17 protein-coding genes are annotated in these 19,810 nt (G+C 38.5%); 1 reads left to right on the plus strand and 16 read right to left on the minus strand.

Annotated features, from left to right (window positions below):
- Positions 1-95: 95 nt before the first annotated feature.
- The 8 genes from AC4BB7_RS17005 to AC4BB7_RS17040 form a co-directional block, all read right to left on the minus strand.
- Positions 96-695 (minus strand): response regulator transcription factor, encoded by a 600-nt coding sequence (locus AC4BB7_RS17005; protein WP_086314628.1) that lies wholly within the window; start codon positions 693-695, stop codon positions 96-98.
- Complete coding sequence (locus AC4BB7_RS17010) at positions 688-1,806, minus strand: sensor histidine kinase (RefSeq protein WP_490483856.1); 1,119 nt, start codon at positions 1,804-1,806, stop codon at positions 688-690. Before AC4BB7_RS17010 ends, AC4BB7_RS17005 begins: the two co-directional genes overlap by 8 nt.
- Positions 1,807-1,815: 9 nt before the next feature.
- Positions 1,816-2,568: an ABC transporter permease gene (locus AC4BB7_RS17015; protein ID WP_490483857.1), complete on the minus strand. Its 753-nt coding sequence runs from the start codon at positions 2,566-2,568 to the stop codon at positions 1,816-1,818.
- Positions 2,565-3,449 carry an ABC transporter ATP-binding protein gene (locus tag AC4BB7_RS17020; RefSeq protein WP_490483858.1) on the minus strand — a complete coding sequence of 295 codons (885 nt, stop codon included), beginning with the start codon at positions 3,447-3,449 and terminating at the stop codon, positions 2,565-2,567. The genes AC4BB7_RS17015 and AC4BB7_RS17020 overlap by 4 nt, the downstream gene beginning before the upstream one ends.
- 147 nt (positions 3,450-3,596) lie before the next feature.
- Positions 3,597-5,249, minus strand: coding sequence for a peptide ABC transporter substrate-binding protein (locus AC4BB7_RS17025; protein WP_490483859.1), 1,653 nt, complete (start codon positions 5,247-5,249; stop codon positions 3,597-3,599).
- A gap of 162 nt (positions 5,250-5,411) precedes the next feature.
- The gene (gene rny, locus AC4BB7_RS17030) at positions 5,412-6,968 is read right to left on the minus strand and encodes a ribonuclease Y (protein WP_086314633.1); all 1,557 of its coding nucleotides are present in this window, start codon (positions 6,966-6,968) and stop codon (positions 5,412-5,414) included.
- A 258-nt stretch (positions 6,969-7,226) separates the two neighbouring features.
- On the minus strand, positions 7,227-8,276 hold the full coding sequence (gene recA / locus AC4BB7_RS17035; RefSeq protein WP_086314634.1) for a recombinase RecA: 1,050 nt from the start codon (positions 8,274-8,276) through the stop codon (positions 7,227-7,229).
- Between the two features lie 107 nt (positions 8,277-8,383).
- Entirely contained in the window at positions 8,384-9,631 is a 1,248-nt protein-coding gene (locus AC4BB7_RS17040) for a competence/damage-inducible protein A (protein WP_490483860.1), read from the minus strand.
- Positions 9,632-9,809: 178 nt separating this feature from the next.
- On the opposite strand from AC4BB7_RS17040, the gene AC4BB7_RS17045 reads away from it, so the two are divergent.
- Complete coding sequence (locus AC4BB7_RS17045; protein ID WP_490483861.1) at positions 9,810-10,988, plus strand: hypothetical protein; 1,179 nt, start codon at positions 9,810-9,812, stop codon at positions 10,986-10,988.
- Between the two features lie 61 nt (positions 10,989-11,049).
- Here the strand turns inward: AC4BB7_RS17045 and AC4BB7_RS17050 are convergent, their stop codons facing one another.
- The 8 genes from AC4BB7_RS17050 to AC4BB7_RS17085 all read right to left on the minus strand — a co-directional run bounded on the left by AC4BB7_RS17050 (position 11,050) and on the right by AC4BB7_RS17085 (position 19,810).
- On the minus strand, positions 11,050-11,838 hold the full coding sequence (locus AC4BB7_RS17050) for a TraX family protein (protein ID WP_490483862.1): 789 nt from the start codon (positions 11,836-11,838) through the stop codon (positions 11,050-11,052).
- 174 nt (positions 11,839-12,012) lie between these two features.
- A complete protein-coding gene (locus AC4BB7_RS17055; protein ID WP_490483863.1) occupies positions 12,013-12,636 on the minus strand; it encodes an NAD(P)-dependent oxidoreductase in 624 nt (207 codons plus the stop codon).
- Between the two features lie 70 nt (positions 12,637-12,706).
- Positions 12,707-13,129 carry an Rrf2 family transcriptional regulator gene (locus AC4BB7_RS17060; protein ID WP_490483864.1) on the minus strand — a complete coding sequence of 141 codons (423 nt, stop codon included), beginning with the start codon at positions 13,127-13,129 and terminating at the stop codon, positions 12,707-12,709.
- Positions 13,130-13,313: 184 nt separating this feature from the next.
- A complete protein-coding gene (gene hylB, locus AC4BB7_RS17065) occupies positions 13,314-16,334 on the minus strand; it encodes a hyaluronate lyase HylB (protein WP_490485165.1) in 3,021 nt (1,006 codons plus the stop codon).
- A gap of 144 nt (positions 16,335-16,478) precedes the next feature.
- Positions 16,479-17,282 carry a gluconate 5-dehydrogenase gene (locus AC4BB7_RS17070; RefSeq protein ID WP_490483865.1) on the minus strand — a complete coding sequence of 268 codons (804 nt, stop codon included), beginning with the start codon at positions 17,280-17,282 and terminating at the stop codon, positions 16,479-16,481.
- A 15-nt stretch (positions 17,283-17,297) separates the two neighbouring features.
- The gene (gene kduI, locus AC4BB7_RS17075) at positions 17,298-18,140 is read right to left on the minus strand and encodes a 5-dehydro-4-deoxy-D-glucuronate isomerase (protein WP_490483866.1); all 843 of its coding nucleotides are present in this window, start codon (positions 18,138-18,140) and stop codon (positions 17,298-17,300) included.
- A gap of 13 nt (positions 18,141-18,153) precedes the next feature.
- The gene (locus tag AC4BB7_RS17080) at positions 18,154-19,161 is read right to left on the minus strand and encodes a PfkB family carbohydrate kinase (RefSeq protein WP_490483867.1); all 1,008 of its coding nucleotides are present in this window, start codon (positions 19,159-19,161) and stop codon (positions 18,154-18,156) included.
- 4 nt (positions 19,162-19,165) lie between these two features.
- Positions 19,166-19,810 (minus strand): bifunctional 4-hydroxy-2-oxoglutarate aldolase/2-dehydro-3-deoxy-phosphogluconate aldolase, encoded by a 645-nt coding sequence (locus AC4BB7_RS17085; RefSeq protein ID WP_490483868.1) that lies wholly within the window; start codon positions 19,808-19,810, stop codon positions 19,166-19,168.

Genomic DNA, 19,810 nt, shown 5'->3' on the forward strand with positions numbered 1-19,810 from the left:
ATAAATAATAAGGGTTTTTTTCATTTTTTGCGACTGGTTAAACTATCCCGTGTAAAACCTAACCATCTATCATCACTTAATTATCTTTTCTTTGCCTATATCCACCCTTTTTCCTTTGCAATACTCACTGCCTCGATCCGATTTTTTGCGTCCAATTTATTCAAGATTTCCGACATATAATTTCGTACCGTTCCACTAGTTAAAAATAATTTTGCAGCAATTTCCTTAGAAGACAAGCCTTCACCAACTGCTAGTAACACTTCTTGTTCTCGCTCAGTCAGCGGATTGTCTTGTTGTAAAAATAGACCTGTTACAAGTTCAGGTGAATAAAACTTTTTACCTTGCATGACTGCCCGAATATTTCCGATCAATTCATCCGTCGGTGTATCTTTTAAGAGATAACCCGCTACATTCGCTTTCACCGCACGTTCAAAGTAGCCTTCTCTGGCAAATGTCGTCAAGATCATAACTTTTTGTGCTTGACCTTTTAACGCTTCCGCTAAATCCAGTCCCGTTTTTAACGGCATTTCAATATCTGTCAAACAAATATCTGGTTGATGTTTTTCTATCAATTCTAATGCTTCCACACCATTTTTAGCAATCCCCACAACCTCTAAATCTTCTTCCAAACTTAAAATCGTCGCCAAGGCAGAAGACAATAAGCCTTGGTCTTCTGCAATAATCAGTTTAATCATTGATTGTCTCCTCTTTTTTATTCACAGGTACTGTGAATAAAACCTTCGTTCCATTTTTTTGCGTAAATTCCAGTTCTCCATCAACACTCTCAATTCGTTCTCTTAGTCCAGTTAGGCCATTGCCCTGTATTGATTGCCCCATTCCACGACCATCATCTTCAACAATAAATAGATAATCCGTTGCTGTTTTTTTTATACAAATTTTACACTGCCCCGCTTTACTGTGACGAATCACATTTGTGATACATTCTCTTAAGCAATAACTCACTGTATTTTGAATATCAGCTGGAATCCCCTCTGTTAATTCTTCTCCTTCTGTGGATAAGATGATTTTTGCTGTTCGTAAATTTTTTTCGATCGTGATCATTTCTTCAACAATCAAAACATAACGCATACTTGAAACAATTTCCCGCACCGTCTGCAAGGTCCCTCTTGACGTGTCAGCCACTTCCGTCATTTCTTTTTTGGCTAGCTCATGATCTTTATCTATAAGCTTTCCAGCAAGTTCCGCTTTGATTGTCATGATGGATAAGGATTGTCCTAAAGTATCATGCAAATCTCTGGCAATTCGATAGCGTTCTTCTTGTTTAATAACATATTCCATTCGTTGCGTTGATTGATACATCTGCTTACGTAGCTGCGCTTGTTTACGAATTGAACGCCCCGCAAAAGGAGCGGCACAGATAAAAAATCCATAGACAAAAATCGTGATTCGCAGCTCATTTGTCATATATTCTGGCAATTGGTTCAATGCAAAAGGAACTGGCACCAGCATACATAACAAGGCAATATAATAATAGCGAAATACCTTTTTCTTCATTGGCATGAAACCGATCATCCACGCTGGATAGATGAACAAATAGATATAACCAAAGTACAGCGTATAAAACAGGGATATCACATACATCAACCCCATCCAAAACGGAAACCACTTCCCATTAAACAAACAATTTCGATACGTCACCACAAAAATACCCAACAGCACCAATGCCAACTGCTTATCAACATTATCATACGGAAACATAGCAATAATCGGAATCAATATAAAAATCAACCATATAAATGCTACAAAACCATCTTCTTTTGGATACAACCTAAATTTACCAATCATAACTTTCCCCTAACGTTTTACTTCTTCTTTGCGCCCATTCAGATATATTGATAATACCATAAGGACAATGAAATAAACGAAAATGATCAAAATTCCTTTTACATCTGGTCGTTGTCCGTTAGCCAATTGTTTTGCTCCTTGTGCTGCGTAAAATGTCGGTAGAGATGCGGCGATTTTTTGAACCACGTCTGGAAACATCTCGATCGGCCACCATAATCCGCTAATGATAGCTAATGGCATCAACACCATATTATTCAATACGCTTGCAGTATTAGGATCTTTCACTAAGCTAATGATCGTAGCCAGAGCTGTAATCGGTAAGCAACCATATAAAATCCATAAACCGCTAGTCAGCCAAGCGACTGCATTCATTTCCACGCCATTAACAAAATGACCTACTAAAAAAATAACGATCAGCAATAAAATATTGATCAGAAATTGAGTAAAAATTTTGCTAGTATAGTAGATACTTTCTGGAAGCGGTGATAATCGTAAAAACTGTTTGACCCCTTGCTTGCGATCTTCGATCAAGGTCATAGAAAATGAAAATAAAGAACTGATCATCACGCTATATGTCGCCATTTGAATCATACTTTCCTTGTAAAAAGTAGCCATATGTTCTGCTGGAATCCCCATATTAAATACTTTAGTAAACAGTAAATAGAACCCCACTGGCATTCCTAGTGAAAAAAAGATAAATGGTTTGCTTCTAAGTAATGATCGGTTTAAATCTATTTTCGTTTGTATAACAAGTGCGTTCATTTGTTTTCCTCCTCGACTAATGTGTTAAAAACTGTTTCTAAATTCCCTGGGATAATCAGTAAATCCTTAAAACTGATCTTAGTTGCTACTATTTCCAACAGTGTTTCATCACTATTTGTGGTATAAAGCGTGATTTTTTCGGTTTCTTTTTCGATTGTTGAAACGTGAGGTAACTCAGCTAGCTTCGCTTCATCTTTTTTGTCTAGTAACTGAAAGCTCATTTTATTTTGCAGCATTTCAGATTGAATACTTTTCAATGTACCATCATGAACGATTTCCCCTTGTTTCATTAGTAAAATCCGCGTGGCTACTTTTTCAATTTCTTCTAAGTAATGCGTGGTTAAGATGATTGTCTTGCCTTGTTCTTTTAGCTTATTGATTTTTTCCCAGAAAATTTTACGACTAGTGACATCCATTCCCGTTGTTGGTTCATCTAAAAAAAGCAGTTCTGGGTTGCCAATAATAGATAATCCAAAGGTTAAACGACGTTTTTGTCCGCCGGATAATTTAGTCGTGTAGGTATTTTGATGTTCGTTTAAGCCTGTCAACTCTAATAATTCCTCTAGTGACAACGGCTGAGAATAAAAGCTGCGAAATAACGTAAACAGTTCCTTGACTTTAACATTTTCTAACGTCGTGCTTTCTTGAAGCATGACACCAAGATTGATTTTATTTTTTTTATTCATTGGATTTTTCCCAAAGAGTTCGATTTCACCACTTGTTAGGCGAATCAGCCCCGTTAGACAATTGATCAAGGTTGTTTTCCCTGCGCCATTGGGTCCGACTAAAGCGATGATTTCTCCTTTATCGACAGTTAGTGATACATTTTTTAAGATTGTTTTATTCTTGATTGTTTTTGTTAGATTATTTACTGTAATCATTTTTTTCTCCCCTTTACTTATGTATTTATCTTACCTAACGCTTGGGGATTGTGTTAGATGTTCTTGTCATGAATCTCTATGACATTTGTCATGTAAACAGTAAAAAACTCTTCCAGATCACCTCTGAAAGAGTTTTTTTACTTATTTTTATTCTTCGATATAAGCCCATTTAAAGTCGTATTTTGCACCAGTTGAGTGATACACAACATCTTTGACTTTGTCAGAGCGAAGGTGTGCTTCGGCTTTTTGATACAATGGAATAACACCCATGTCATCCGTGATCATTTTTTCAGCATCTAACATATCTTTCCAACGTGCTTCTGGATTGTTTGCGTTAGTTGTTGCAGCACTTTCTACTAGTTTATCATATTCAGGATTTGAGTAGCGGCCTCTGTTATAAGAATTATTCGTTGTAAATAAGTCTAAGAAACTACTTGGATCAGCATAATCGGCGCCCCAAGCACTAACAGCAATTTGGAAATCGCCTTTGTTAGAACGATCCAAACGAACAGAGAATGGCACTGGGCTAACAGATACTTTCAAGCCTTCTAAAGTATCAGATAATGAACCTTGAAGATATTCAGCCATTTTCTTAGCATTATCGGTATCATCAATCAATAAATCTACTGATAATGTAGAAATCCCTAATTCATCTTTTGCTTTCTTCCATGATTCTTTTGCTTTATCAACATCGTAAACAATTTCGTTTCCTGATTCTTTCGCAAAATCTTCATCTGTTTTCGGATCAGCAGCTAAACCTTCTGGCACAAGTCCTGTCGGAATAGCTGAACCGTTAGCCAAAATTTGCTCAACTAACGCTTTACGATCGATTGCATAAGATAAGGCTCTACGTAAATTCACATTACGATAAGGTGAGTCGGCTTCTCTTTGGTTTGGTTCAAGATAAAACGTTGAGGCACCTTTTAAGACAATATAGTCTGGTTCATTTTTCATTTGTTGTGCTAATTCACCTGAAAGCGGTACTTCGTCTGCTTGACCATCTTGGAATAAGTTCAATGAAGTTGGTGCTTCTTTTACAACATCGATTGCGACTTTGTCTAATTTAACAGTGTCTTTATCCCAATATTTTTCATTTTTTGTATAAGACCAGCTTGTATCTGTTCCTGGTCCATCAAAATCAGTTAAAGTAAATGGTCCGTTATAGACCGCTTTATCACTTGCTGTTGTATAATCTTTGCCATATTTTTCAGCAATATCTTGTCTTTGTGGTAAAAAGGAAGGGAACGCTAATAAGTAATCAAAATAAGGTGTTGCTTTTTCTAACGTAATTTCTAATTCATGATCACTAATCGCTTTTATGCCAAGTTCTTCTTTTTTCATTTTACCTTTAGAGATTTTTTCAGCATTTTTTACAGAATTGAACATATATGCATATTCTGATCCAGTTGCTGGATCAACCGTTCTCTGCCATCCATATACGAAATCTGCTGCAGTTACTGGTTTATCATCTGTCCATTTTGCATCTTCTCTTAATTTAATTTTGTAAGTCAATCCATCTTCACTGACTTCTGCCATTTCGGCTGCTCCAGCGGGTTGAGGTTTACTGTCTTTGTCTAAGCGATAAATTCCTTCGTAAACATTATTCAATGCTACAAAGCTTACTTCGTCTGTTGCTAATGAAGGATCTGCGCTAGGCATTTCTTGTCTTTCAATAAATCTAAATACTTTTTCATCCGTGCCAGATCCGTTGTCCGCACTTTTAGAGTTTCCGCCACATGCAACTAGAGCTATGCTTGATACTGCGATTAAGCCTAGTAAGGCACTTTTCTTTAATTTCATATAAAAACCCCCCGATTTTAATAAAAACTACAAAGAATATATCAAAAAAAGAAGTTGGTCGTAATTAAAATACTACAAGCGGTTTAGTAAAAATATTCTGAATTTTTTCTAATTTAGAGTAAAAAAAGAAGCAAGCTCCTAAAGGGCTCGCTTCTTTCTAATTTATTTCGCATAATCTACTGCACGTGTTTCTCGGATAACGGTCACTTTGATGTGACCTGGGTAATCCAAGTCGTCTTCGATCTTCTTACGAATATCTCTAACTAAACGAACAGCTTCTAAATCTGTGATTTCATCTGGTTTGACCATAACGCGAACCTCGCGTCCAGCTTGAACGGCAAAACTAGACTCAACTCCTTCAAATCCATTAGAAATGTTTTCTAAGTTTTCTAAGCGTCGAATGTAATTTTCCATTGACTCGCTACGGGCACCTGGACGAGCAGCTGATAAAGCATCTGCTGCAGCAACCAATACAGAAATAACAGAAGTTGCTTCGACATCACCATGATGGGATGCAATCGCATTGATAACTGTTGAATTCTCTTTGTATTTAGCAGCTAATTCTGCACCAATCTCAACGTGTGAGCCTTCGATCTCATGATCTAGCGCTTTACCAATATCATGTAATAACCCTGCGCGTTTCGCTAATTGAATATCTTCGCCAATTTCTGCAGCCAAGACGCCTGTCAATTTAGCAACCTCAATTGAGTGATTCAATACATTTTGACCATAACTTGTACGGAAACGTAAGCGTCCCAAAATCTTGATCAAATCAGGATGCAACGTGTGTGCACCTACTTCAAATGCAGCTTGCTCACCGTATTCACGAATACGTTCATCCATTTCTTTGCGAGATTTTTCAACCATTTCCTCAATACGTGCTGGATGGATTCGACCATCTTGAATTAATTTTTCAAGAGTCATTCGAGCAATTTCTCTACGAATTGGATCAAATCCTGAAAGTACCACGGCTTCTGGCGTATCATCAATAATCAAGTCGATTCCTGTTAAGGTTTCTAATGTACGAATGTTACGTCCTTCACGCCCAATGATTCTTCCTTTCATTTCATCGTTTGGTAAACTAACAACAGAAACCGTTGTTTCAGAAACTGAATCCGCGGCACAGCGTTGAATTGCCAGAGAAAGTAAATTTTTGGCTTTTCGATCTGATTCTTCTTTGGCACGTTGCTCAGATTCTTTAACCATTACTGTTAACTCATGACTTAATTCTTCTTCTGTTGATTTCATAATAATATCTTTTGCTTCGTCTTTAGATAGTGAAGCAATACGTTCTATTTCTTGATGTTGCTTTTCAACTAGTTTCTCTACATCTTTTTCTCGCTCATCAATTAATTGCTGTCTAGCACCAAGTTTCTCTTCTTTTTCTTCCAGTGAGTTTTCACGTTTTTCAAGAGAATCATCTTTACGATCTAACGTTTGTTCTCTTTGTAATAAACGATTTTCTTGAGATTTAAGTTCTACTTTGCTTTCTTTCAACTCACTTTCAATTTCTGACCGATACTTCTGGTTTTCTTCCATAGCTTTTAATAAAGCTTCTTTTTTCAGAGTCTCTGCTTCTTTATTGGCACTTTCGAGTATACCTTCTGCAGAGGACTTTGCACCATCTATTGCCTTTTCATGACGTGATTTTGCAACGACTAACCCTAAACCAAGACCGACAACTAAACCGATGATAGCGAGGAGAATTCCTAAAACCATTGTTTCCACCTCCGTACTATCTTCAAATTTTCAATATTCATGTAGTTTTCTGATAAACTATAATCAATTATCAATATGCCTACTTGCATACGTGTTTTGCACACAACTTTATTCTAATGTTTGTACACCAGTGTGTCAACTCAAAAAAGCCCTTTCTGACTGAAAGAGCTTCTATCTTGAAAAGAATCCTTATTACATAAAAAAGCAAACCAATAAAATGCTTTTGACAGCGTTCATTGGTTTGCTTTTTACTCTATATTATTCTTCGTCAAGAGGAAGTTCCTCTTGTGCTTGTTCTTCTTCAACAAATGCTGTTCCATCACCGATACCAAATGCATCACGGACACGTTTTGAAACTTCTTCTACCATTTCTGGGTGTTCAGTCATGTAGACCTTAACATTTTCCCGACCTTGACCGATTCGTTCTTCTTTATAGCTATACCATGCGCCACTCTTATCCACAATATCTTTTTCCACAGCCATATCTAGCAATTCTCCTTCTTGAGAAATACCTTGACCATACATGATATCTACTTCAGCGACTTTAAATGGCGGTGCCACTTTGTTTTTAACGACTTTGATTTTAGTGCGGTTCCCGATAATGTCTGTTCCTTGCTTCAATTGTTCTGCACGTCTTACTTCTAAACGAACTGTCGCGTAGAACTTCAAGGCACGACCACCTGGTGTTGTTTCAGGGTTACCAAACATTACGCCGACTTTTTCACGAATTTGGTTAATGAAAATCGCAATCGTCTTAGTCTTATTGATAGATCCTGAAAGCTTACGTAACGCTTGTGACATCAAACGTGCTTGCAAACCAACGTGGCTGGCGCCCATCTCTCCATCGATCTCCGCACGAGGTACTAGAGCTGCTACAGAGTCAATAACCACGATATCGATCGCTCCACTGGAAACTAACGCATCTGCGATTTCTAAGCCTTGTTCACCAGTATCTGGTTGCGACAGAAGTAATTCATCGATATTTACACCTAATGCTTGGGCATATTGAGGATCTAAAGCGTGCTCCGCATCGATAAATGCAGCTGTTCCGCCTTGTTGTTGTACAGAAGCGATCGCATGTAATGCAACTGTCGTTTTACCAGAACTTTCTGGTCCATACACTTCAACGATACGTCCGCGGGGATACCCACCAACACCTAATGCAACATCTAATGCTAGAGAACCACTAGGAATAGTTGAGATCTGTTGATCGATCTTCTCCCCTAATTTCATTACTGAACCTTTACCAAAGTTCTTTTCGATTTTTTTTAGTGCGGCATCTAAGGCCACTTTACGATCATCTGCCAATCGATAATCCTCCTTATATATAAACGATTTAAATTCCTTTTCAATAAATATATCATAACTGGTTTATTTAAAAAAAGCAAGAGAAAAACGAACAAACATTCGCCTTTTTATTTTTTCTTCTCTACGGCTCTTAGAATCAGATCTAAGCCTTTCATAACGGCACTTTTACGAATATAATGCCGATCGCGATTAAAATGCTGCAGAACAGCAATAGTCGGCTGTCCTTTTTCTGCTAAGCCGATCCAGACTGTTCCTGCTGGTTGTCCTTCTAATTCATCTGGACCTGCTACTCCTGTAAATGATACCGCAAAATCGGCATCCGCTAATTGTCTTGCTTGTTCGGCCATTGCAACCGCGCAAGCCTCGCTCACTGTTCCTTCTTTATCAAGCATTGCAGGATCGATGCCTAAAAAACGAGCTTTTGTCTCAGCAGAATACGTGACAAAACCGCCCTTAAATACTTCTGAAACACCTGAAACATCTCCTAACGTACTTTGAAAAAGACCTGCTGTTAGACTTTCTGCTGCGGTCACAGTCTTTCCGTGTTTTTTTAATGCATCAACGGTGACTTTTACTAAACTGTTCTCGTCACCATAGCCGTAGAAATACTCCCCTACTTTATCCATGACCGCATTTTCCAAGTTATCCAATAACTCCTGACCAACTCTTTCATCAGCTATCTTGGCTGTTAAACGTAATGTTACTTCATTTGGTTTAGCGTAAGGCGCGATCGTAGGATTGGTTTGCGTATCGATCAGCTCTTTTAATTCTGTCACTAATTGCGATTCGCCGATCCCATAAAACCTCAAAACTCTGGAAATCAACTGCTCCGCTTGTGGGAAAAGCTCTTCTAGCAACGGACGGGCGTTTTGCTGAAACATAGGTTTTAACTCATTGGGAGGTCCTGGTAGTAACAGATAAGTCGTTTTATTTTCGGTGATCAATGTCCCAACTGCAAGTCCAGTAGGATTTTGAACCGCAATTCCCCCATCGATCATCAATGTCTGTCTTAAATTATTCTCTGTCATTTTATGTTTTGAAAACGTGAAAAATTCATTAAGACGAATAAGCGCCTGTTCATCTTGCACCAAAGAATGCTGAATATGTGCAGCAACGGTATCTTTGGTCAAATCATCATCTGTGGGACCTAATCCGCCACACAAAACGATCAAGTCGCTACGCTCTTCCGCCTCAACTAATAGTTGTTCCAAACGCTGCGGATTATCTCCTACAACGGTATGATAATACACCTCGATTCCTAAATCTGCTAACTCTTCTGATAGAAAAGTCGCATTTGTGTTGACGACTTGTCCCAGCAGTAACTCTGTACCAACTGCAATGATCTCTGCTTTCATTTTTCTCCTCTTCTCTAATAAGATACGTAAATGATTCTTATTTCATTTTATCACAGGAATTTTTTTTATTACTGCCAAACGTCTTGTTGGATTTATATTTCAAACGTCAATATAATTATCTTTTATATAATAATATGATACAATTTGTATGTTGATTAAAAAGGAGGAAACGAAAAGTATGCTAGGATTTATTGCACTTATAAGTTTTTTAGGAATTATAGTTGGAGGCGTTCTTTCATTGAAAGCCTTCTTCAAAAAACAACCGAAAAAGAAAGCCTTACTTTTAACAGGAGCTAGTTTTATCCTGATGATCGGAGCAGGTTTTGCGTTACCAGCATCACCACGCGTTGACATTGCGGATAAATCAATAGAAACAAACGACCAAGGAACCGCAGTAATCGAGGGGAAAACCAATGACGAAAGTAGCATCACCCTGGATGGAGAAAAAATCGAAACAGAAAACGGCAAATTTACGTATAAAGTTACGTTAAAAGACGACCAGCCGCAAAAACTAACATTTGTCGCTTCTATCGGCGATAAGGACAAAGCTGAAACAATCGAAGTCAAACCATCAAAAGCCTTCGTGGCATTTTTAAATGAAGAAAAACAAGACCAAGAAACACTGAAAAAAGCCGAAACTGCTTTAACACTAGCTGAAAGTAAACCCACTCAAAAAAATTATGACGAGGCTGCAACACGTATTACTTCATTAACTAAGGAGCAAAAGGACTTCACCAAACGATTAGCCATCGTAAAAGAAAACGTACCGATTTACGAAGCTGTGGAACTAGCTGAAACCAAACAAACTAAAGAACATGTTGATTCAGCCACAGCTTTAGTAGCCAAAGCAACTTTAAATAAAGAAGATTTACTAAAACGTTTAACAACCGTTCAACAAAAAATCACAGAAAAAGAAAAGACTGAAAAACAAATCGCTTCTGCTCGTGAAGCCGTAGAAAAAGCTGAACAGGAACCCACAGATGAGCATTACAATCAAGCAATTGCCCGAATCAAAGAACTACCAAACGGCAATAGTGAATTAACAAACCGCGTAAACAATGTCAAACAAACACTTGCTACTCAAAAAGAAGAAGCAAAAAAAGTGGCCGAAGCACAAAAGAAAGCAGAGCAAGAAGCACAAAAAGCAGCTGAGGAACAACAACAAGCACAAGTCGCCGCTGCCGCTCAAACACCAGAAACCCCAGCCCCAGATACACAAGGAACTGGGCAAACAGTCTTAGTTACGCCAACTGGATCAAAATATCACAATCGTAAATGCGGCAATGGAACCTATACGCCAGCGACATTAGAAGAGGCCCAAGCGAGAGGTCTGACGCCTTGTTCCAAATGCTATTAAACGCATCATAGATAAAAAAAGGCTCTTCCAATCATAGGAAGGCCTTTTTTTCACCAATAAATCAATGCGTATACACATAAGCAGAAATTAAATACAAAATCCAAATATGCAGTGGATAAAAGACATAAAAGAAATTTTTCATTCCTCGTCCTTTTTCTCCATTGAACAACATAATCGGAATCACAGCAAAAATCATCATCCATTGTGTTGAACCTTGAAAAAAGAACAGCACCGCAACCAAGGCAATCAGCACACATTGCAGCCAACGTTGGTTTTTAGCTAGATACATCAATGGAATCAACAAGACCATTACACTATTTTCAGCGAACAATAATGCTGGAATAAAATTCGCTCCCCAAACTGCCGCCATGATCGTACTTGGATTTGACATAAGTGAAAGTAAAATGCCTGACGAAATGATTGGAAATACTATCATGACGATCCCAAATAGTATCTTTCCAAATTTTTTATTTGCGAACCCTTCTGAAAGTTTATCGATACCATACATCATCAATGTTCCCACTAAAAGATCACGAAAAATATTGTTCATCAACTGAACTTCTTCATAACCTACAATTTTTTGTAAAAAGAAACTACCCAGAGTCATTAGTACCATCCCTAGGTACAAACGCAACATATATTTTTCTTTGCTTCTCGTATGACTAAAACCAATCACACTGACAAAAAAGAACAGCGTTGCAACGGGTCTACCGAACCAATCCAACCAACTAGGTGCTCCCATTGGAACAAACATTTGATGAATATGATCGATGAACATCAAAACGATCCCGATTATTTTTAAGTCGAATGTCGTAAACCCTTTAAACTTACCTATTGTTACATTATCCATTATAATACACTCCTTACTAACCTAACGTATTATAAAATAAAAGGTCCTTTTTTACCTTAGAATCATCTTTCAAGAATCTATCAATTTTGTCATGTTCAATCGTTAAGCCAAATAAAAAATGAGCTAAAACAAAACCTTTCAAGGTCTTGCTTTAACTCATCCATTTATTTCTATTTATTGATGAACACTGAAGCGTTGGTTAGGATGTACATTTTTTTCAATTTCATCCACCATTGCAACTGCGTAATCTGCATACGAAATATAGCTTTTGCCTTCTTTATCTGTTTCTAACTCTTCTCCAGCAGCAACATATTTACCTGTCGCTGCACCTTCAGCATCAAACTCTGCCGCTGGGCTGATATATGTCCAGTTAACATCTTTAGAACCTTCTAATAAGTCTAACCCTTTGCCCATTGCTGTAGCGAGTGGCTTAAATGCTTCTGGAAAATCAGGTGTTTCACTCAAACGAACAGTATGTTCAGGGTTTACAAATAAGCTTCCTGCCCCTCCAACAACTAACAAACGAGTTTTTTGACCTGTTAAAATGTCGATCAAATGTTGAGTCGATCCAGTAAACTCACTAACATCGCCCCAAAAACCTAACGCACTGACCAAAACATCGAACCCTTTTACATCATCTGTAGTCAAACCATAAACATCTTTTTCAATGACTGGGGTACCATCGGTGATTTTCGCTGCATCACGAACGATCGCTGTAACCTCTAAACCTCTTTTTTTAGCTTCTTTCAAAATTGCTGAACCTGCTTTACCGTTTGCTCCTAAAATTGCTACTTTCATGTTTTATTCTTCCTTTCTATTAATGAAACTTTTTTTGTTACATTTAAATCTAAAAAGAGAAGAGACACGTCTAGGTCTCTTGTTGCTTGATTTGATGGATTACATCAGCCAAAGCAATCTCTTTTAATTCTGATTCCATACTATGTTGTACTTTTGTATATTGTTCTTCTAAAGCCGTTTGGATATTTGCTCCTACTAAACAGTTTGGATTAGGATTTTGGTGAATATTGAATACTTCATGATCTAATTCAACTGCTTCATAAATATCATAGAGGGAGATATCTTCTGGCTTTTTCAACAAGTATGTTTGGGTTGCCCCTCTGCTTGTATGAATGAGTCCAGCTTTTTTTAGCTTGCTCATCAATCGTCTGACAACGACTGGATTCGTATTTACACTTGATGCGATCAATTCAGAATTAACGCGATCGGGCGGACCGATTTCGATCAAACTGAGAATATGGATCGCCACGCTTAATTTCGTCGACATGGCCATGTCTATCACTCCAACTCTTAGTAACATTCTAAGTTACATTTGAATCATACTGCGATTCATTGGAAATGTCAATAGATAAACTTCGCTTATTTTAATAAAGTATATTTTCTTTTGCAAATAACCGATATTCAGTTTTCTCTCTCAAATAGAGTGTCCTAAACTGAATATCGGTTCTGAAATTTTTTTATTCTACAACGATTTGTTTACTACTTCCGCCAGCTCCTTCAAAACGGAGTGTAAATGTACCCGTCGCTTCATCATACGTAATGCCTTCACTCAATGTTAAGACCTTAGTAAAATCTTTTGGCAATTTGATTGTCATAACCGCATTTGACTGTGTTGGATCTGATACTACATACGTTTTCTTGCCTTCATTATTTGTTCGCAATAAAGACACAGCTTTATTCGATGTTATCCCAGCAATACTGCCACCAGTTTCTTTCCAGATGTTTACCCCAAGAAAATTCTCTTTTTTTAATTCGACCGCTTGGATATCTGCCGTATTTGCTAAAATCGTTACTGGTTTTTCCGCCGCATATGCTTTTAAATCTGCTTCATCGATACCTGGCAAGGTCACATACGCATACTGCTCATTTGCTGGATTTTTCCCGTGATCGATCACAAATTTCCGATAATTCCCTGTATAAACATCGTTACTAGGGAAAGCCTCATTGATTTGCGCGTACGAGCCTGTACGGACTTCACTGATGACATCGACCGTCGCTTTTTCCGGGAAATAATACCCAATGTTTGCGTTTTGATGATCTGATTGTAAAAGCAGCCACTCTTTACTACTGCGTTCATTCTCTTGTTGAATCACACCATTATTTGATAATACTTGATACATATAATTCTCATTTAATAAACGGTTGTCTATGATTGTTTCAATCGACGCGGTAGTATTTCCTTTAATGCCTGCTCCTAGTGCAACGATTTGTCCATCTACCATAAACCATGATTTCTTCCCTTGAAGATCCATTGGAAGCACTGTGCCATTATTTTTCGTACCTGTTTTATTTAGCGCCATTCCTACAACTGCTTGATCTTCTAACTGAACACCGCCGACCCATTTTTCTTTTGATGTCACCGTTGTAAAGGCTGATACTTCATCTTTTAGAGGGACTGTATCTACCGTTGTCCCTGGCAATCTGTATGGATCGATCGTTGGCCAATACGCCGAATTAAATTGAACTTCATCGTCATTATATAAATACATCATGCCATCAGCAGTATGCCAACCTCGTTTGTTTTCCTTATTTCCCGCTTCAAATGAAGAGGTGCGACTTGAATACATGCTTAATCCTAACATGTAATTCGGTGTTCTTTGGACAAAACGATCCATTGATGCGTACATTTTAGTCCCGATAAATGGCAGTGCGTCACCGATGATCGAAGAATCGTTTAATAACGACATCGTCATTTGTAAATCGTTGTAATCTCTTGCATTGGTCAAATAGTACGTTGGATTTGCTTTCATCCAATGTTTGACTGCTTCTTTAAACTTCACTTGATACTCCTCTGGGGCAAATTTAGAAACAATCAGTAAATTATAAAGTGTAGTAGACCCATAGCCCACTTTGGTTTTAGCAGGGGCTCTAGAGATTGAGCGGCCATTGACTAGAGGCAGCATTTCACCTTGGTAAATCAATGGAATAAACGCCCGATCAACATTTTCTACAAAAGATTGCACAATATCTGGTGCCATTTCAAACTTAGAATCTTTCGTGATCGCTAAAATTTGACCGACTCCTTTCATTAGGACATTACCATATGAACCTGTGTACGGAATATTGTTATGCTGAATAAATGAACCGTCTTGATAAAATCCATCACCTTTTGTAACGAGTTTAAATACATCCACGATGCTACTAGAAGCTTGGCTTATTTTCCCTTCATTTTCTTGTAAAATACCTAATGCCAACACCGTTTGAGCAAGATCAGTCCGATTCGCTCCTGATGTCACAAAATTTGGAATAAACGCTAAATCAACAAAGGTTCCTTGCGCTTTAGTGTACAATTGTTTGAATGGATCTGGCACATATCCACTCATCGCAGCAGTATATTGTTGCTGTTTCGCTTGTGGAATTTCATCTCCTAGAATCATTAGAATTCCTACAAATTTTTGCGGTACACCAATCTGCCAATCCCACCAATTGCCATGATATTTTTTTCCATCATATCCTTTTTTCGTGACCATAAAATCAAGTCCCGCTTCGATTTCAGTCGCAATTTGCGGATCATGATAAAACTTACTACCGTTCGTTCCATACGCTAATGCTAATTTCTGCAATTTTGTAAATTGTGTCGTTAAATCTGCCGATGCCGTATTGCCTTGTTCAACTGGCCATAAATACGTTCGATTCGGTTCTTTATTCAATGTTTGATATAGTTCGTTTGCTTCGTCTGAAAGTTTTTGAACATAATTAACAACCGTTGTATTCGTTTCATCATATTGCTCAGACACTAGTTGATTTTTCCATTTTTCCTTTAATTTTGCATAATCGCTCGCAGCATTTTCTACAGGAATACTCCCCACTGCCCCACTACGCATCGAAAGAACATTTAGTTTTGACAGATTGCCAAAAAGACGAATCCCTACATATCCTTCCCAATCACCATCAATAGAAGCGGAAGTATTTGGGTAAATGACTTCGTTATTTTCATAAAGTAATTGATCGTTTAAAAATGCTTTGATGCTTTTTCCTTCATAGCGAATCATGAGTTTATACTGCTGTCCGGAGATGAGTTTTGCACCAGTAATCGTTGTGATCCATTTTCCTCCTGGCTGACCCAATTGCCATTGACCATCACGAGTATAAGCGAACGATTGCCATTTTTTTGAGTCATTTAAATCTCCACGAAACACTACGCCAAAATTAGTTTGCCCTTCATATAAAAAAGTATATTCAAGATCTCCCGAGCTTTTTACACCAGCACTTTTGTTCAGTGAAACAGCTTCTAAGTTTGTCCCTTGCTTTGTATTCGCGATCGTCAGCCCGTTATCGCCAGTCGTTTTATCTGATTTCCCGACAATGTCCTGCCACTCCCCTAGTTGTTTAGTAAAGTCTGATTCGTAAATACTAGCAGTCGTTGAGGTTACTTCGGTTGCGCCCACAGCGAAACCCTCATCACTCCTCCCATAAGAAAAACTACCAATTAAAACAGAACATCCAAGCATAAACATTATTTTTTTACGTAAATTTATCATTGTTACCCTCCTTCTTTGATTCAACAACTATTTAGTTCACAATAGAATATTCACCACTCAAAAGCAAGCGTTTTCATAAAATTAATCACTTAAAACCCATAAGCCATTTTTAGCAATTATGGGTTTTAAAAAATGATTTACTTAAGGTTGTTTTCCAATATAGGCTAAAATACCGCCGTCCACATATAAAATATGTCCATTCACAAAATCTGAGGCGCTTGAAGCTAAGAAAACTGCTGGACCAGCCAAATCAACAGGATTCCCCCAACGAGCAGCTGGCGTACGCCCCACGATAAACTGGTCAAAAGGATGACGCTCTCCATCTGCTTGCACTTCTCTCAGTGGTGCTGTTTGCGGAGTAGCAATATACCCTGGTCCGATACCATTACATTGAATATTGTATTGTCCATACTCTGAAGCAATATTTTTCGTCAACATTTTTAATCCACCTTTAGCAGCAGCATAGGCACTCACTGTTTCCCGACCTAGCTCACTCATCATAGAACAGATGTTGATAATTTTACCGCCGCCTTTTTCGATCATATCTGGAATAACGGCTTTGGCCATAATAAATGGCGCATTCAAATCGACATCTACTACTTGTCTAAACTCCGCTGCAGACATCTCGATCATCGGGATACGTTTGATGATTCCTGCATTATTCACTAAAATATCGATTGACCCTACATCTGCTTTGATTCGCTCAATGGTCGCTTGAACCGCTGCTTCATCCGTCACATCACAAGCATAACCAACTGCTTTGATTCCTGCCTCTTGATAAAGAGCAAGTCCTTTATCCACTGATTCTTGAGATAAATTATTAAAAACGATCGTTGCTCCAGCCGCTGCTAGAGATTTAGCAATTTCCAAGCCAATCCCGTGGACAGCACCTGTCACTAAGGCTACTTTTCCATCTAAACGAAACATATCCATATTGAAATCCATTGTCTTGCCTCTTTTCTATTTTAGTTGGTCCATTGGAACCATATCCATATCGGTATACGTGATATTTTCTCCACACATTGACCAGATAAATGTGTAATCGCCCGTCCCTACTCCTGAATGAATCGACCAACTTGGCGAAATAATCGCTTGTTCATTGGCAACAACTAAATGTTTCGTTTCATCTGGTTTACCCATCATATGGAAAACACGAGTATCTTCACTTGCATAATCAAAATAAAGATAGGCTTCCATCCGACGCTCATGGGTATGACAAGGCATTGTATTCCATGAACTGCCTGGTTCCAATACGGTATAACCCATTTGTAATTGGCAGCTTTCACATACGTTTGGATGAATATATTGATAGATTCTGCGTTTATTTAACGTTAACGCTTCGCCTGTTTCCATCGGTTTGATTTGATCGATACTGATTTTTACATTAGGGTATTTATGATGAGCTGGAACACTATTCACATAAAACTTCGCTGGATCGGTCGGATCGTCTGATTGAAAAATCACTTGTTTGGTTTCTTTTCCAATATAGTACCCATCTTGTTTTTTCATCGGTTCCGTTTTTCCATCGATAATGATCGAGCCTGCCCCTCCGATATTAATAACGCCTAACTCTCTACGTTCTAAGAAATAATCAACCCCTAGTTCTTTGGTTAAAACGATCTCTAATGGCTCTGTTGTAGGGGTCACTCCACCAAAAATCATGCGATCATTATGTGTATACGTCAAACTGATTTCACCTGGCGCAAATACCTTTTCTACTAAAAATTCTCTACGTAATTCTTCCGTCGAATAGTGACGGATATCTTCTGGACTATGCGTATATCTATTTTCCATATTTTGCATGATTCATGCTCCTTTAACGAATTATTTTTCCTGAACCTACTGCTAAGAAGTTCATGACTTCTTCTTTGCTAAACTGATTGCAATCGCCATGGATCGTATGCTTTAAAGCCGATGCAGCAGTAGCAAAATCGACGGTACCTTGAGAGGGCATTTCTACTAACAAGCCATGTAAAATCCCCGCAGCAAAAGCATCTCCTGCCCCCACACGATCTACGATCGGAGTAATCTCATGGATTTGCGATTGATAAAACTGATTTTCCTGCCATAACGTACCAATCAACTGATTGGCACTCGCCGATTGTACGTTTCTTTTAGTCGAATAAAACACCTGAATATTCGGAAACATCTGTTGCATTTGTTTATAATAAAAACTTAGTTCCTCTTGTTCATTCCCTTGCATTTCAGCTATTCCCAGCAAGTAAATAGCATCCAGCTTTCCAGCCGAACAATAATCTACATATGGCAAGAGTTGTTTTAAGGTTTCCCCAGCTTCTTTTTGAGTCCATAATTTCCCACGATAATTGATATCAAAACTAATTTTACAACCAGCTTTTTTTGCCTGTTTCATCAATTCTAACGTCATCATTCGCCAGTTTTCAGATAAAGCAGGGGTAATACCTGATATATGAAAAATAGTTACATCTTGAAACAAATCTGCTAAATCCCACTCAAGCATTACCATCTCCGCAAAACTTGATCCTGCCCGATCATAAATGACTGAAGCCGCTCGTTCACCTACACCTGCTTCGAGATAATATGTTCCCAAACGAGGGCCACCCGTCAATAAAAAGCGAGTATCTACCTGATAGCGCTGCAAATGTTTGAAAACCGCATCACCTAAAGCCGTGTCTGGCACTTTACTGGCAAACAAGACATCATGTCCATAATTCGCTAAAGAAATCCCTACATTAGCTTCTCCGCCCCCGTAATGGGCCTGCAGAGATTGACTTTGAACTAAGCGATTGCCAGTCTGAGTAGATAAACGCAGCATGATTTCTCCTAAAGTAACGACTTTTCCCATCTACTCATCCCTTAATTTCTTTTAGTTTCGCTACATATCGGCGAGCTATTTCTGTCACTTTTTGAAAATCACCAACTGCAGCTGGCGCTAGTAAATCACCACCAACACCCACAGTCACCGCACCTGCCTTAAACCAATCAGCCATATTCTCTAAATTAACTCCGCCAGTCGGCATCAAACTAACTTGTGGCATCGGTGCTGAAAAAGCTGAAATGATACTTGGCCCATAAGCACTGCCAGGGAACAATTTCACGATATCCGCACCACTTTTCAACGCTTCTTGCACTTCTGTAATTGTCATACAACCTGGTAAATAGGGAACTTGATACAGATTGCATAACTCAGCCGTTTTGGCATCAAAACTTGGGCTGACAATGTATTCAGCCCCTGCCATTATTGCCAATCGCGCCGTCACAGCATCTAAAACTGTTCCCGCACCAATCACAATGTCCGAACGTTTTTTATACTCGGCGACTAATTCTTTAATAACTTCAGCTGCTTGCGGCACTGTAAAAGTCAACTCGATTCCTGTCATTCCGCCTTCTATGATCGCGTGACTTGCTTTTAAGGCTCCTTCTTTCGTTTCACCCCGCACAACAGCAACCACACCTGTTTTCTCCAAACGAGATAAAATATCGACTCGTTTCAT

Source organism: Enterococcus sp. AAFC-DPL-5182 (genome assembly GCF_058216605.1).